General features: G+C 57.7%; 10 protein-coding genes. 7 read left to right on the forward strand and 3 right to left on the reverse strand.

All coding sequences use genetic code 11. From position 1 onward, the window contains the following. Positions 1-3: 3 nt before the first annotated feature. The 5 genes from sufC to ldtE all read left to right on the forward strand — a co-directional run bounded on the left by sufC (position 4) and on the right by ldtE (position 4,752). Positions 4-750 carry a Fe-S cluster assembly ATPase SufC gene (gene sufC / locus ACWPW2_RS08360; RefSeq protein WP_023481658.1) on the forward strand — a complete coding sequence of 249 codons (747 nt, stop codon included), beginning with the start codon at positions 4-6 and terminating at the stop codon, positions 748-750. Further along, on the forward strand, positions 725-1,996 hold the full coding sequence (gene sufD, locus ACWPW2_RS08365; protein WP_312118841.1) for a Fe-S cluster assembly protein SufD: 1,272 nt from the start codon (positions 725-727) through the stop codon (positions 1,994-1,996). The genes sufC and sufD overlap by 26 nt, the downstream gene beginning before the upstream one ends. Continuing rightward, complete coding sequence (gene sufS, locus ACWPW2_RS08370) at positions 1,993-3,213, forward strand: cysteine desulfurase SufS (RefSeq protein ID WP_454122384.1); 1,221 nt, start codon at positions 1,993-1,995, stop codon at positions 3,211-3,213. Before sufD ends, sufS begins: the two co-directional genes overlap by 4 nt. 13 nt (positions 3,214-3,226) lie before the next feature. Then, positions 3,227-3,643, forward strand: a complete 417-nt coding sequence (gene sufE / locus ACWPW2_RS08375; RefSeq protein WP_454122386.1) for a cysteine desulfuration protein SufE — start codon at positions 3,227-3,229, stop codon at positions 3,641-3,643. Positions 3,644-3,741: 98 nt separating this feature from the next. Beyond that, complete coding sequence (gene ldtE / locus ACWPW2_RS08380; RefSeq protein ID WP_454122388.1) at positions 3,742-4,752, forward strand: L,D-transpeptidase LdtE; 1,011 nt, start codon at positions 3,742-3,744, stop codon at positions 4,750-4,752. A 67-nt stretch (positions 4,753-4,819) separates the two neighbouring features. Here ldtE and ACWPW2_RS08385 read toward each other — a convergent pair whose 3' ends face one another. The 3 genes from ACWPW2_RS08385 to ynhH all read right to left on the reverse strand — a co-directional run bounded on the left by ACWPW2_RS08385 (position 4,820) and on the right by ynhH (position 6,992). Beyond that, entirely contained in the window at positions 4,820-5,056 is a 237-nt protein-coding gene (locus ACWPW2_RS08385) for a major outer membrane lipoprotein (RefSeq protein WP_006118977.1), read from the reverse strand. A gap of 313 nt (positions 5,057-5,369) precedes the next feature. Next, positions 5,370-6,782 (reverse strand): pyruvate kinase PykF, encoded by a 1,413-nt coding sequence (pykF, locus tag ACWPW2_RS08390; RefSeq protein ID WP_054802861.1) that lies wholly within the window; start codon positions 6,780-6,782, stop codon positions 5,370-5,372. Positions 6,783-6,797: 15 nt separating this feature from the next. Further along, on the reverse strand, positions 6,798-6,992 hold the full coding sequence (gene ynhH, locus ACWPW2_RS08395; protein WP_420920232.1) for a protein YnhH: 195 nt from the start codon (positions 6,990-6,992) through the stop codon (positions 6,798-6,800). Positions 6,993-7,797: 805 nt separating this feature from the next. Between ynhH and ACWPW2_RS08400 the strand changes: the two genes are divergently transcribed. Together ACWPW2_RS08400 and ACWPW2_RS08405 are read left to right on the forward strand one after the other, a co-directional pair. Continuing rightward, positions 7,798-9,054, forward strand: a complete 1,257-nt coding sequence (locus ACWPW2_RS08400) for an autotransporter strand-loop-strand O-heptosyltransferase (RefSeq protein WP_454122393.1) — start codon at positions 7,798-7,800, stop codon at positions 9,052-9,054. Positions 9,055-9,085: 31 nt separating this feature from the next. Next, positions 9,086-15,616, forward strand: a complete 6,531-nt coding sequence (locus ACWPW2_RS08405; protein WP_454122395.1) for an AIDA repeat-containing protein — start codon at positions 9,086-9,088, stop codon at positions 15,614-15,616. Positions 15,617-15,746: the final 130 nt, after the last annotated feature.

Below are 15,746 nucleotides of genomic sequence, written 5' to 3' on the forward strand. Positions count from 1 at the left end.
TAAATGTTAAGTATCAAAGATTTGCAGGTTGGTGTTGAAGATAAGTCGATTCTGCGCGGCCTGAGCCTTGAGGTGCGTCCGGGCGAAGTGCACGCCATTATGGGCCCGAACGGTTCCGGGAAAAGTACGCTCTCCGCCACCCTCGCCGGGCGTGAAGATTACGAAGTGACCGGCGGCAGCGTGGAGTTCAACGGCAAAGATCTGCTGGAACTGTCACCGGAAGATCGCGCGGGCGAAGGCGTCTTTATGGCCTTCCAGTATCCGGTGGAGATCCCGGGCGTCAGCAACCAGTTCTTCCTGCAAACGGCGCTCAACGCGGTGCGTAAGTATCGCGGCGAAGAGGCGCTGGATCGCTTCGATTTTCAGGATTTGATGGAAGAGAAGATCAAGCTGCTGAAGATGCCGGAAGATCTGCTGACCCGCTCGGTTAACGTTGGCTTCTCCGGCGGTGAGAAGAAGCGTAACGACATTCTTCAGATGGCGGTGCTGGAGCCGGAGCTTTGCATTCTTGATGAAACCGACTCGGGGCTTGATATCGATGCGCTGAAGATTGTTGCCGAAGGGGTGAACGCGCTGCGCGATGAGAAGCGCGCCTTTATTATCGTCACCCACTACCAGCGCATTCTCGACTACATCAAACCGGACTTTGTGCATGTGCTGTATCAGGGGCGCATCGTGAAATCAGGCGATTTCACGCTGGTTAAGCAACTGGAGGAGCAGGGCTATGGCTGGCTTACAGAACAGCAGTAACGCGCTGCAACAGTGGCACCATCTGTTTGAAACAAAAAGAGGCGCGCACTCGGCCACGGCTGAGCAGCACCTGCAACAGATGCTGCGTCTCGGCCTGCCGACGCGTAAACATGAGAACTGGAAATATACGCCGCTGGATGGCCTGTTAAACAGCCAGTTTGTCGCCAGCAATGCGACCCTCGACGCCGCACAGCGTGATGCGCTGGCGCTGCCGGTTGATGCGCTGCGTCTGGTCTTCGTTGACGGCCTGTTCAGCGCAGAATTAAGCGACGACATCACCGGCTCCGGGTTTGCGGTGACGGTAAGCGAAGCTGCCGAAAACCTGCCAGCGCCGGTGCAACCAGAGGTCTTCTTACACCTTACCGAAAGCCTGGCGCAGAACGTCACCCGTATCGAGGTCGCGCGCAACCAGCGCCCTGAAAAGCCGCTGCTGCTGATGCACGTTACGCAAGGGCTGGCCGGGGAGGAGATGAACACGGCGCATTATCGCCACCATATCGAACTGGCGCAGGGCGCAGAAGCGACGGTTTATGAACACTATGTCAGCCTCAACGACGCACGCCATTTTACCGGCTCGCGCTTTACCATGCAGGTCGGCGCCAATGCGCGGCTGCACCATTTCAAGCTGGCTTTCGAGAACCCGCTCAGCTACCACTTTGCCCATAACGATATTGTGCTCGGCGACGATGGCGCAGCCGACAGCCACAGCTTCCTGCTCGGCGGCGCGGTGCTGCGACATAACACCAGTACCCAACTGAACGGTGAAAACACGCAGCTGAATATCAACAGCCTGGCGATGCCGGTGAAGAGCGAAGTGTGCGACACCCGCACCTGGCTTGAGCACAATAAGGGCTACTGCAACAGCCGCCAGCTGCATAAAACCATTGTCAGCGGCAAGGGAAGGGCGGTGTTCAACGGTCTGATCAAGGTGGCGCAACACGCCATTAAGACCGACGGTCAGATGACCAACAACAACCTGCTGCTCGGTCGTCTTTCGGAAGTGGATACCAAACCGCAGCTGGAAATTTATGCCGATGACGTGAAATGTAGCCACGGGGCGACCATTGGCCGCATCGACGATGAGCAGATGTTTTACCTGCGCTCGCGCGGCATTGATGAGAACGCGGCGCAGCAGATGATCATCCATGCCTTTGCCGCTGAGCTGACCGAAGCCATCAGCGACGAGGCGCTAAAACAGCAGATTCTGGCGCGTATCAGCCAGCGTCTTGCAGGGGGCGAAGCATGAGTTTTCCCGTGAACGAGGTACGTGCCGATTTTCCGGTACTGCAACGTGAAGTAAACGGACTCCCGCTGGCATATCTCGACAGCGCCGCCAGCGCGCAAAAACCGAATGCGGTTATCGAAGCCGAAGCGGAGTTCTTCCGCTTCGGCTATGCCGCGGTGCATCGCGGCATCCATACGCTCAGCGCGGAAGCGACGCAGCGCATGGAAAATGTGCGGGTGCAGGCGGCGAGCTTCCTGAACGCTCGTCTGCCGGAAGAGATCGTGTTTGTGCGCGGCACCACCGAAGGGATCAACCTCGTTGCCAATAGCTGGGGCAACAGCCAGGTCAAAGCGGGCGATAACATCATCATCAGCGCCATGGAGCACCATGCCAACATTGTGCCGTGGCAGATGCTCTGTGAACGGGTAGGTGCTGAGCTACGTGTTATCCCGCTGAATCAGGATGGCACCCTGCAACTTGAGGCGTTACCCGGCCTGCTGGATGCGCGGACCAGACTGCTGGCGATTACCCATATCTCTAACGTGCTGGGCACGGAAAACCCGGTTGCAGAGATCATCGCGCTGGCGCATCAGCACGGCGCGAAGGTGCTGGTGGATGGCGCGCAGGCGGTAATGCACCACGCCATTGATGTGCAGGCGCTCGATTGCGACTTCTACGTCTTCTCTGCCCATAAACTCTATGGGCCGACCGGCATTGGCGTGCTCTACGCCAAAGAGGATATTTTGCAGGCAATGCCGCCGTGGGAAGGGGGCGGGGCGATGATCGCCACCGTCAGCCTGACTGAAGGCACAACCTATGCGAAAGCGCCGTGGCGCTTCGAGGCCGGTACGCCGAACACCGGCAGCATTATGGGCTTTGGCGCGGCGATGGAGTATGTGACGCGCCTCGGTCTGGACGCGATTGGCGAGTATGAGCAGACGCTGATGCGCTACGCCCTCGATGCGCTGCGCGAGGTGCCGGATCTGACGCTCTACGGCCCGGCCGACAGAAAAGGGGTGATTGCTTTTAATCTCGGCAAACATCACGCCTATGACGTGGGCAGCTTCCTGGATAATTACGGTATTGCGGTGCGCACCGGTCACCACTGTGCGATGCCGCTGATGGCCTTCTATAATGTCCCGGCAATGTGTCGTGCGTCGTTTGCGATGTACAACACGCATGAAGAGGTGGATCGTCTGGTTACCGGCCTGAAACGTATTCATCAGTTACTGGGCTAACAGGGAGCACGCCATGGCCGCACTACCCGATAAAGAGAAGCTGGTGCGCAACTTTAACCGTTGCGCCAACTGGGAAGAGAAGTACCTCTACATCATTGAACTGGGCCAGCGCTTACCGGCGCTGAGTCCTGAAGCGCATAACGCTGACAATCTTATTCAGGGCTGTCAGAGCCAGGTGTGGATTGTGATGGAGCGGAATGCAGAGGGCATGATTGAGCTGACCGGCGACAGCGATGCCGCCATCGTCAAAGGGCTTATTGCGATTGTCTTCGCCCTCTATCAGCAGATGACTCCGCAGGACATCGTGGCCTTCGATGTCCGCCCGTGGTTTGAAAAACTTGCCCTGACGCAGCACTTAACCCCCTCGCGCTCGCAGGGGCTGGAAGCGATGATCCGCGCCATCCGTACCAAAGCTGCCAATCTTAGCTAAACTCAAAAGACCCTTCTATCCTGTTTACGCGGGGCGTTTGCCGCCTCGCTGATTCTTCAGCTTTCTGACAGCCTGTCAGTGATTACAGGAAACACAGCATGAAACGCGCGTCTTTACTCTTTCTTTCTCTTTTTGGTGCATTAAGCACACTTCAGCTGGCCCATGGGGCGGAATACAGCCTGCCTGCGAACGGCGGTCGCCTGATTGGCCAGAACCAGACCTACACCGTACAGGCCAGCGATAAAAATCTGCAGGCCATCGCCCGCCATTTTGATACGGCGGCAATGCTGATCCTTGAGGCGAACAACACCATCGCGCCGGTGCCTGCGCCGGGTACGACGGTGACGATCCCAACGCAGATGCTGCTGCCGGATACGCCGCGGGAGGGGATTGTCGTCAACCTCGCAGAGCTGCGGCTCTACTTCTACCCGCCGGGTAAAAACAGCGTACAGGTCTACCCGATTGGCATTGGTCAGCAGGGGCTGGAAACGCCGGTGTCGGTGACCCGCATCAGTCAGAAGATCCCTAATCCGACCTGGACGCCGACCGCCGGTATCCGTGCGCGCTCGCTGGAGCGTGGCGTGGAACTGCCGAAAGTGGTGCCCGCCGGGCCAAATAACCCGCTGGGACGCTTTGCCATGCGTCTGGGAATTGGCAATGGCGAGTATCTGATTCACGGCACCAATGCGCAGGACAGCGTCGGTTTGCGCGTCAGCTCCGGCTGTATTCGTATGAACGCGCCCGATATCGAAGCGCTGTTTGCCCAGGTCGCTGCCGGTACGCGGGTAGCCATCATCAATGAACCGGTGAAGTATGCCGTTGAACCTGATGGTAAGCACTACATTGAAGTGCATCGCCCACTGGCGCAGACCGTCGAACAGGACACGCAGACGCAGCCTATCGTCTTCTCACCGGCGCTGGGCGCGATGATTGAGCAGTCAGGCGGTGACCATTCGATGATTGAGAAAGCGCTCTCGCGTCGCGCCGGTTATCCGGTAGTGATTACCGCCGGGAAAGCCACCTCTGCGGCAACTCCGGTATTGTCGGTACAGAACAGCATTAAGCCGACTGGAAGCGTCGAAGGGCAGAGCGAAGTGGTGATGCAGTAGGTTAGAGGGGTAGAAGGAAGGCAAAAAAAATGGCGCACAATGTGCGCCATTTTCATTACAGGAACTCTTACTTACGGTAAGAGTGAGCCTGGTTGTCCAGACGCTGGTTAGCGCGAGCTGCGTCGTCTTTAGCAGCCTGAACGTCAGAACGCACTGCGTTCACGTCGTTGCTCAGCTGGTCAACTTTAGCGTTCAGAGTCTGAACGTCAGAAGACAGCTGATCGATTTTAGCGTTGCTGGAGCAACCAGCCAGCAGAGTAGAACCCAGGATTACCGCGCCCAGTACCAGTTTAGTACGATTCATTATTAATACCCTCTAGATTGAGTTAATCTCCATGTAGCGTTACAAGTATTACACAAAGTTTTTTATGTTGAGAATATTTTTTTGATGAGAATGCACTTAAATTTGCTCGTTCGCTCAAAGAAGCACCGACTTTGATTTAACTTGCTAAAAACGCCTATTAAAACAGCGGATTCTCATCGGATTCATCTTAGATAAAGGGCGATTTAAATAGCAAAATCCGATTGAAACTTTTAATTCAATCCGCAAGCCGAAATATTAAAAAAAAAAGCGCCGCAAGGGCGCTTTTTTAATCTGCCGGAAAGTCCGGTAATTATTACAGTACGTGGACAGACGCGGTGTTGGTGGTGCCGCTCGGAACCAGCGCCCCGGAGACCATCACCACAACGTCGCCTTTGCTCGCCAGACCGCTTTCCAGCGCCACTTCTTTACCCAGACGGTAGAAGTCATCGGTAGAGGAGATCTCTTTCACCAGCTGGGCGACAACGCCTTTGCTCAGCACCAGCTGACGCGCGGTCACTTCGTTGGTGGTCAGCGCCAGGATGGTCGCATCCGGGAAGTATTTGCGCACGGCGCGCGCAGATTTACCGCCCTGAGTTGCCACAACGATCAGCGGTGCTTCCAGCTTCTCAGCGGTTTCCACTGCGCCACGGCAGACAGCTTCGGTAATACGCAGTTTGCGGCTGTCGTTGTTGTAGTCCAGACGGCTGGTCATCACGCGGTCAGTACGCTCGCAGATGGTCGCCATGATAGAGACGGACTCCAGCGGGTATTTCCCTTTTGCGGATTCGCCAGAGAGCATCACGGCATCGGTGCCGTCGAGGATGGCGTTCGCCACGTCGCCAGCTTCAGCGCGGGTCGGACGCGGGTTTTTGATCATGGAGTCGAGCATCTGGGTCGCGGTGATCACCACTTTGCGTGCGCGAATACATTTTTCGATCATCATCTTCTGCGCGAAGATCACCTCTTCAACCGGGATCTCAACGCCCAGGTCGCCACGGGCAACCATGATGCCGTCCGACGCTTCAAGGATCTCGTCGAAGTTGTTCAGGCCTTCCTGGTTTTCAATTTTGGAGATGATCTGGATGTTTTCGCCGCCGTGCGCTTTCAGGTGCTCACGGATTTCAACCACGTCAGAACGCTTACGGATAAAGGAGGCAGCAACGAAATCGACGCCTTGCTCGCAGCCGAAGATCAGATCCTGCTTATCTTTTTCCGCCAGCGCCGGCAGGGCGATGGAGACGCCCGGCAGGTTCACGCCTTTGTTTTCGCCGAGATCGCCGTTGTTCAGCACTTTACAAACAACTTTATTCCCTTCGATGGCGGTCACTTCCATTCCGATCAGACCATCGTCGACCAGCACGGTATCGCCGACGCTCAGGTCGTTAGTGAAGCCTTCATAGGTCACGGCAACGGTGTCGCTATTGCCGACAACGGATTTGTCGGTGGTGAAGGTGAAAGTCTGACCCGCTTTCAGCGAAACGTCGTTACCGCCTTCCAGTTTGATGGTGCGGATTTCCGGACCTTTGGTGTCCAGCAGGATGGCCGCTTTCTTACCGGTTTTGCTCATCACGTTGCGCAGGTTCTGGATGCGCTGGCCGTGCTCAGCATAGTCACCGTGAGAGAAGTTCAGACGCATGACGTTCATGCCCGCGTCCAGCATTTTGGTCAACATCTCTTCGGATTCGGTTTTCGGCCCGATGGTGCATACAATTTTGGTCTTTTTCATGACAGTTTCTGGTCTTTAAGTTTGGGTTGAGAAGGAATGGGAATTCACGCTCCGGGATGCGCACGGCGCCGGAGTCAAACCTGTGTTGCGAAAAGAGCGATGCCACAGACTAAGGATAGGTGACATCAAAAAAGCGTGCAGAGGAATGTGTGCCTGAGGTTCAGCCAGTCTGGGAAAACATTGATGTGAGTTATCTGCTTTACAGTTCAATCAGCTGAATCCATTCAAATTAGGATTGCGGCATTATAGCGTCCACAGTGACAGAAAGGAATTAAAAACGCTGTTTCAAAATGCGAATTGATGAGCAGCATCGTTTCGTTATGCAACCGTTATCACATAATTGCGCAACCGTTGCACTACCGTATGCGCTCCCTCTGCTGCCCAACACGAAGCTAACAGTAGTGTGAGAATGACCTCATTATGCGGCAACAATATTGTACACCTGCGCAAGTGCTTATTTATCGAGCCACTCTTTTACTCAAAAGAATTAGCAATAAGAAAGTTCCATATATCTCGGTTGACTAACCGTACACGCAGGGGGATTAAATAAATAAATAAAAGACAAACTGCTTGCACTCTAATTAATTACCACGATAGCTATTTTTTTAATCGCATTGACCTTTAACGAAGCGGATATATCGTTCATTACGTCATCAATAGCGCAGAAATATATTTTATATTTCCGAATCAATATCACGTTTTTGCACGAAATTTAGATTAAGGAAAATCCTAAAATGCTTGCATTTAAGCGTGGCTAACTTTTTGTTTTAGTTAGTTTCTTGTAACGCAGCGTGACAAAGCTAAAAAACTAACTCATTGAAATATATAGATCTTAACTTTTTGAGATAATTTGCAATAAAGCACGGCGTAACTACGCTTAAGCGACTCTTAATGAGACCCAAAAAATTTATAAAAACATTCGTTCCGGGGAATCACTCCCGGAGGTCGGCTGGTGCCTGCTCGTTATTTACCGCCAGCCCTATTTAATGCGATGACTCTTGATGAAGGTTAGGCGATGACGACTTCCACAGTTGTTGGTCATGAATATGCTTTTATTTCACCGCCGGAAATTCCGACCCAACAGGGGCCGATGGGTATCCTGTATGATTTTAATGACGGTGCCCGATTATTGTTGCCAGCGGGTAACTGGCGGGTAGAAATAAGCGATGACGAAACGGGAAATATCCTCTTTGCTGACAATGTCGGGCAGGGGTGGGTCATCAGCACCAAAAAATATTATGTGCCGTTTCGTCTGCGGGTCTGGGACGGGGTACAGTCGGAGCCCGTGCTGGATCATGCGCTGGATATGCGCGGCAAAAGGGTACTGGTCTCTTTCCCCAGCGGCACACTTGGCGACCTGGTCGGCTGGGTGCCTTACGCTGAACGCTTCCGTCAGACCTTCCAGTGCAGTGTTGACTGCACCCTGGCGCAGCCGATCGCCGATCTCTTCTCGCCGGTCTATCCGCAGCTCAATTTCTACACTCCGGAAAGCTGGTTGGCCGGGTCGGGCGAGAGCACGCCACCCTACGCCAGCTGGCGCGTCGGGCTCTTTTTTAATGGCGATCTCGACAAGCAGCCCTTTGATTTCCGCTCTGTCGGCCTGCACCGCACCGCCGGGCATATTCTCGGCGTCGATCCGAGCGAAATCATTCCCGATCTGCGCCAGCATACGCCGCGCCGCATCGCTGAGCCCTATGTCTGCATCGCCACCCAGTCCACCAGCCAGGCCAAATTCTGGAACAACGGCACCGGCTGGCATGAGGTCATCGACTATCTGAAAGCCCAGGGCTACCGCGTGCTCTGCATCGACAAAGAGCGCGTGGTCGGCCGCGGTTACGTCTGGAACAAAATCCCCCACGGCGCGGAAGATTTCACCGGCAATCTGCCGCTGGCTGAACGCGTGGCGCTGCTGGAGCACGCCGACTTTTTTATCGGCCTCGGCAGCGGCCTCTCCTGGCTTGCCTGGGGCTGCCATATCCCGGTGGTGCTGATCAGCGGTTTCAGCCTGCCGAACAGCGAGTTTTATACCCCCTGGCGCGTCATCAACACCCATGTCTGCAACGGCTGCTGGGATGACGTGCGGCTCAATTTCGATCATCAGGACTATTTCTGGTGTCCGCGCCACAAAGGCACGGACCGGCAGTACGAATGCACACGATTTATCACTGGCAAGCAGGTCATCGGCCATTTACGCCGGCTGATTGCCCTGCGAAGCAATCCCTTTGGCATCAAAACAACAGCATTGGCAGACCCCGATCAACACGCCGCATAGCGGATGAGAAACGAGTTTCGAGGACATTGAAATGAAGAAAAGTCTTAACTGCAGTTACCGGCTGGTGTGGAATGACGTTCAGCGGGCGTTCGTGGTGGTTTCAGAACTGACACGGGCAAAAGGCAAGCGCGCAGGTGGCGCGGTATTAATCTCAGCGGCGGTAGGCGGTCTGTTCGCCAGCAGCGGGGCAATGGCATTCACCCCCGATGTCACCGATTCGGTGCGGGATGAGGTAGTGCAGGAGGGCGTACAGAATGTGCGCACCGGCGGATTAACCACTAACCATACTATCGGCAACCGTGGCACCCAGATCGTGGCGGGCGGTCAGACCGTTGACACCCGCGTGCAGGATGGTGGTTCGCAGATTGTGCGCCAGAACGGCCAGACCAGCGGGACCGTTGTTACTAACGGTGTACAGATTGTGGAAGTGGACGGCACGGCAATCGGCTCGCAGCTTAACAGCGGCGGCACGCAGGCGGTCTCCGGTAAGGCGAGCGGCACCGTGGTTGGTGCAGGCGGCGTGCAAACCGTGCTGCAAAGCGGGCTGGCAAGCCAGACAGTGATTAACAACGGCGGCGTACAGGCCGTTAGCGGTAAATCGGTCGAGGGCGTGGTCAACGCTGGCGGCACGCAGCTTATCAACAACGGCGGTTTCTCCCAGGATGCGACGGTCAACAGCGGCGGCATCCAGCACGTTAACGTCGGGGGTTCCGCAGCCGACACCGCTATCTTTGGCGGCGGCAACCAGATCGTCGCTGGCACGGTATCCGGTGCCCATCTCAACGACGGCGGCGCGCAGCTGGTTCAGCAAACCGGTAAAGCTATTGGCACTATCGTCAATAATCGCGGCACCCAGACCGTTGACGGCACCGCGATCTCTGCGGTGGTCAACGGCGGCGGTACCCAACTGGTGCATAGCGGCGGTCTGGCGGCGGGCACCACCGTCAACAGCGGCGGTATCCAGCATATCAAACAGGGCGGCGCAGCTTCCGACGGCGTCGTGTTTGGCGGCGGCACCCAGGTTCTTTCGGGCACCGCATCCGGCACCAGCGTCAGCGACGGCGGTGCGCAGTTAGTTCAGGAGACCGGTAAATCCACCGGAACCATCATCAACAATCGCGGCACCCAGACCGTTGACGGCCAGGCGATCGACTCCGTGGTCAACGCGGGCGGTACGCAGTTGGTTAACCGCGGCGGTCTGGCGACCGGCGGCGTGGTCAACACCGGCGGGCTACAGCATATCAGCGTAGGCGGTGCGGCATCCGACGCCACTCTACTCGGCGGCACCCAACTGGTGGAAGGCATGGCCTCCGGTACCGTCATCAATAACCGCGGTTTGCAGCAGATCCACGCCAGCGGCATGAGCAAAGATGCGGTGGTTAACGCGGGCGGTGAACAGGATGTTGACGGCGTTTCGCTCTCGGCAGAGGTGAACGACGGCGGCCTGCAAAAAGTGCGCAGCGGCGGCAGCGCGACCAGCGCGGTGATCAACACTGGCGGCATCCAGAGCGTGCTTGCGGGCGGTTCAACCGTTGCCACCACGCTGCTGGGCGGTATTCAGCAACTGGCGGGCGTGGCGGCAGACACCATTATCGGTGCGGGCGGCGTACAGCACGTGCAGGTGGGCGGCAGCGCGACGGGATCGCTTATCAACGACGGCGGCCTGCAGCGCGTGGATGGCACGGCCACCTCCTCGGTTATCTATGACGGCGGCACCCAACTGGTCAATAACGGCGGTCTGGCGAAGAGCGCGACCGTAAACAGTGGTGGTCTGCAGCACATTAATGAAGGCGGAGCGGCGTCCGACACCACGGTGTTTGGCGGCGGCAAGCAGGTTGTTGCCGGGACGGCGTCCGGAACCAGCATCAATAACGGCGGTCATCAGCTGGTGCAGGCCACCGGTAAAGCCACCGACACCATCATTAACAGCGGCGGCACCCAGGCGGTAGACGGCGCGGCCATTGCTGCCGTAGTCAACGACGGCGGCGTACAGCTGATCCACTCCGGCGCGCTGGCCAGCGGTTCGCAAGTGAACAGCGGCGGTCTGCAACATATTAACGAAGGCGGTGCAGCGTCGGATGCGCTGCTGTTTGGCGGTACCCAGGTTGTTGAAGGGACAGCTTCCAACACCCGTGTCGATGCAGGCGGCGTGCAGCAGGTTCATGTGACCGGCAAAACCACCGACAGCAAAATCTATGACGGCGGTTTCCAGGATGTTGACGGCACGGCGAACGGCACCACCGTCTACAGCGGCGGTAAACAGCTGATCCGCAGCGGCGGTCACGCGAACGATACCCGCGTTGATAAAGATGGCGTGCAGATTGTGCGTGCCAACGGTGCGGCTTCAAAAACGACTCTGCTGGGCGGAACGCAGCAGGTTGCCGGGCTGGCGGGTGATACGGTCATCGGCGACGGCGGCATCCAGCACGTACAGGTGGGCGGTAGTGCCACGGGATCGCTTATTAACAGCGGCGGTTTGCAGCGCGTTGACGGCTCGGCGACCTCAGCCGTCGTCAACAACGGCGGCGTGCAGCTGGTTAACAGCGGCGGGCTTGCCGCGGGCTCCATCGTTAACAGCGGTGGCCTGCAACACATTAATGTCGGCGGCGCGGCCTCTGACGGCACGATCTTCGGCGGCGGCAAACAGCTGGTGGCGGGTACGGCTTCCGGCACCAGCGTCAGCGATGGCGGTCAGCAGATTGTGCAGGCGAGCGGTAAAACCACCAATACCCAAATCAACAATGGCGGTGTGCAGAGCGTCGACGGTAACGCTACCTCATCGGTCGTGCGCGACGGCGGTACGCAACTGGTGAACCGGGGCGGTCTGGCGGCAGGCACCACGGTGCACAGCGGCGGTTTGCAGCACATCAATGTTGGCGGCGCGGCTTCCGACGGCACGGTATTTGGCGGCGGCAAACAGGTGGTTGCGGGCACGGCATCCGGCACCAGCCTGAGCGATGGCGGTCAGCAGATCGTGCAGACGAGCGGTAAAACTACCGATACCCACATTAACAACGGCGGCGTGCAGAGCGTAGATGGCACCGCCATCTCGTCGGTCGTTAACGACGGCGGTCAGCAGATCGTCAACAACGGCGGCCTCGCTGCCGGTTCAATCGTCAAAAACGGCGGCGTGCAGCACGTTTCAGCCGGTGGCGCGGCTTCAGACGGCACGGTGTTTGGCGGCGGTACGCAGCTGGTTCAGGGTACGGCTTCCGGTACCAGCATCAGCGACGGCGGGGTACAGCTGGTCACCAAAGGCGGCCAGGCTCGCGGCACGCTGGTTAACAGCGGCGGCGTCCAGCGCGTCGACGGCCAGTCGTTCGATGCGGTGATCAATAACGGCGGCCAGCAGATTGTTGACCCGTACGGCTGGTCGCGCCAGAGCGTAATTAACGCGGGCGGCAAGCAGATCCTCAGCAACGCGGCGGTGGCAATCTCCACCGTGCTGAACGGCGGTGAGCAGCACGTCAATAACGGCGCGAAATCCTTCGCTGCGCGCGTGCTGGGCGGGACGCAGAATATCGGCAGCGGTGGACAGGCTTTCGAAGCGAGTATTGAGAAGGGCGGCGTGCAGAACGTTAATGATGGCGGTTACACCTACGGCGGCACTATCTCTGAGGGTGGCAGACAAAACGTTGCCGCTGGCGGCGTCACCGACTTCACCTTCGTCGACGGCGGCCTGCAGGTGGTTGACGGCACGTCGATTGTCAGCATCGTGAAAAACGGCGGGCGTCAGGTAATCAACAAAAATGCCAACGCCGAAGTCTCCATCGTGACTGATGGCGGTATCCAGGAGGTGTTCGGCACTACCACCGGTTCGGAAATCACCCGTGCAGAACAGCGTATCTACAGCGGCGGTTCAGCCATCTCTACCGTGCTGAACGACGATGCGGTACAGGGGATTTACGACGGCGCCGTGGTCACCGATACCCGCAACCGTCACGGCATCCAGAATATCTACAGCGGTGGCCGTGCGGAAAATAACCTGATGGATAACTTTGCGGTGCAGAATATCGCCGCCGGGGGAACGGCGGTCAACACCTCGTTGGGTAACGACAGCCAGCAGAACGTGCGCGGCAGCGCGGTAGATACCGATCTCTCCGCAAACAGCGTGCAGAACGTCTACCGCGGCGGTACGGCAACACGCACCACGCTCTACGAGCGAGGCACGCAGAATATCTATAGCGGTGGTTCATCAGATTTTGCTGTTATCAACGTCGGCGGGATCCAGAACGTGCTGACCGGCGGCATCGCCAGCAACACAACCATTAACGGTGGCGGTACGCAGAACGTCAACAGCGGCGGGACGGTGATCTCCACCATCATCCGTGAAGGCGGGATCCAGAACGTCAATGACGGCGCGATCGTCATCGACAACAAAGTGGTTGGCGATCAGGTGGTTAACCAGGGCGGCACTGTCGCATCTTCCACCGTTAGCGAAAACGGCGCCCAGAGTGTCACTTTCGGCGGCAAGGCTATCGCCACCACCGTCAGCAAAGGCGGGGCACAATTCGTTCGCGCCGGGGGCGTGGCGGATCTGACGGCCATTGAACGCGGCGGCATGCTGGCGCTGGAAGATGGCGCAACGGTCACCAATATCAATCTCAACAGCGGCGCAGCGCTGATGGCGGGCACCGACACCACGCTTAACGGCACTAACGCCAACGGCAGCTTCTCCATTGCCAATAAGATCGCCGATAGCCTGCTGCTGGAAAGCGGCGGTCTGCTGGCGGTTGCCGCAGACGGCAGTGCCAACAACACCGTGGTCAGCGAAAACGGTACGCTGAGCGTCGCCGAGGGCGGCATGCTGACCGGGGTCACCAAAATCAATGATGGTGGTACGCTGGCCGGTAATGTGAACAACGACGGCGAACTGCGCATCACCACTGAGGACAGCGCCAGCACCGTTAACGCGGCGATCAACGGCAACGGTACGCTCTATAAAGAGGGTAACAACACCCTGACCCTGAGCGGTGCGCTTAATCAGGCGGGCGGCACCTACCTGCAGAGCGGTACCCTCGTGTTCAGCGGGCTGGATGCGGTGACCGACATCATCGCCCAGGCCGGGACCTCTTTGCAGTTAAGCAACGGCTCCACGTTGACCGGGATGATTGACCCGACCGACCTGACCGTTGACGCGGGTTCAAACTGGTTGATGACTGACAGCTCCCTGCTCGACAACCTGACGCTGGGCGGCACCATTGATTACCAGGCACCGACCGGGGCGTTTGTACCGAAAACCCTGACCGTCACTAACCTGGTGGGCAATGGCGGCACCATCACCCTTAACACTCTGTTTGATGGTAATACCGCAGTGAGTGACAGCCTGGTACTGGATGGCGGTACTGCCACCGGTAACACCAATATCGCCATTCGCAGCCAGGGCGGCCTTGGGGCACGTACCAGCGGTAACGGCATTCAGGTGGTGAACGCCATTAACGGCGCGACCACCACCGATGATGCTTTCCGTCTTGACGGCAGCCTGCAGGCGGGTGCGTATAACTACACCCTGCAACAGGGCAGCGCCGACGAGAGCTGGTATCTGACCACCGCTGAGGCAGGCGGTAACGCAGACGGCCCGCAGAACTACCGTTCGGCGATGTACCTCTACAGCTCCGTCTACGCTCAGGCAATGGATTATGACAGTGCGCTCCTCGGCTCGCTGGATGCCCGTCGCTATGCGGCGCGTACCCCGACCGAAGGCGGCAGCAATATGTGGGCCCGTTTCCAGGCCGGTCAGCTGAGCCACGATCACGGCGGCAGTGACCTGAGCAATGGCAACACGCCGGAAAGCAAAGGCGGCTACACCTTCCTGCAGATCGGTAGCGATCTGTGGCAGGGCTCAGGCTCGGGCATGGAGTGGACCGCGGGGATCTACGGTGCGGCAGGTCTCTCCGCTATCGACGTGCAGCGTAACAACAAGTCGAAAGCCGGTACGGTTCGCGATGACGCTTACAGCGGCGGTCTCTACCTTAATGGCGTGCATGAGAGCGGCTGGTGGATGGACGTAGTGGCACAGGGTACTCGCCACAACTTCGACACTAATCCGCGCGACGGCGACGGCCTGAAAACCCACGGCTGGGGCTACGTTGGCTCCTTCGAAACCGGTCTGCCGTTTGAGATTGGCAGCGGCCTGGTGCTGGAACCGCAGGTGCAGTACCAGTATCGCGGCGTGAACCTGAAAGATGGTAGTGATGATGTGGCTGACGTCCAGTTCGGTGATGGTCACAGCCAGCAGGTGCGTGCCGGTCTGCGTCTGGGCAACAACGCGACGCTGAAAGAGAGTGGCAAACCGGTACCGGTAAGCTGGTTTATCCGTCCGTCCTTTATTCAGACCTTCGACTCGAAGGGCACGCTGAATGTCAGCGCGCCGGGTGTGGCAGGCAGCGAAACGTCGTTCAATCCGGATCAGGATGGCACCGCAGCAGCGCTGGATATCGGCATCGATGGCCAGATCCGCGACAACGTGACCCTCGGGGTGCGCGCGGGCTATACCCGCAGCATTGATGACGCGGGTACCGGGGGCTACGGCGGTCAAATCACGCTGAAAGTCGGCTTCTGATAAGCCTTGCAGTAATATGAAAAGCCGCGCCGCAAGGTGCGGTTTTTTTTATCTCTTATTTCTGTTGGGAGGTTTTTATCACGGCCGGTAACGCGCAGAGGGCGTGCGGGTGATGCTGAAGCTGAGATGA

The sequence above is a fragment of the Kosakonia sp. Marseille-Q7440 genome (assembly GCF_965119485.1).

Coding starts and splice junctions, on each gene's coding strand:
- sufC (WP_023481658.1), top strand. CDS start 4: ATGTTAAGTATCAAAGATTTGCAGGTTGGTGTTGAAGATAAGTCGATT.
- sufD (WP_312118841.1), top strand. CDS start 725: ATGGCTGGCTTACAGAACAGCAGTAACGCGCTGCAACAGTGGCACCAT.
- sufS (WP_454122384.1), top strand. CDS start 1,993: ATGAGTTTTCCCGTGAACGAGGTACGTGCCGATTTTCCGGTACTGCAA.
- sufE (WP_454122386.1), top strand. CDS start 3,227: ATGGCCGCACTACCCGATAAAGAGAAGCTGGTGCGCAACTTTAACCGT.
- ldtE (WP_454122388.1), top strand. CDS start 3,742: ATGAAACGCGCGTCTTTACTCTTTCTTTCTCTTTTTGGTGCATTAAGC.
- ACWPW2_RS08385 (WP_006118977.1), bottom strand. CDS start 5,056: ATGAATCGTACTAAACTGGTACTGGGCGCGGTAATCCTGGGTTCTACT.
- pykF (WP_054802861.1), bottom strand. CDS start 6,782: ATGAAAAAGACCAAAATTGTATGCACCATCGGGCCGAAAACCGAATCC.
- ACWPW2_RS08400 (WP_454122393.1), top strand. CDS start 7,798: ATGACGACTTCCACAGTTGTTGGTCATGAATATGCTTTTATTTCACCG.
- ACWPW2_RS08405 (WP_454122395.1), top strand. CDS start 9,086: ATGAAGAAAAGTCTTAACTGCAGTTACCGGCTGGTGTGGAATGACGTT.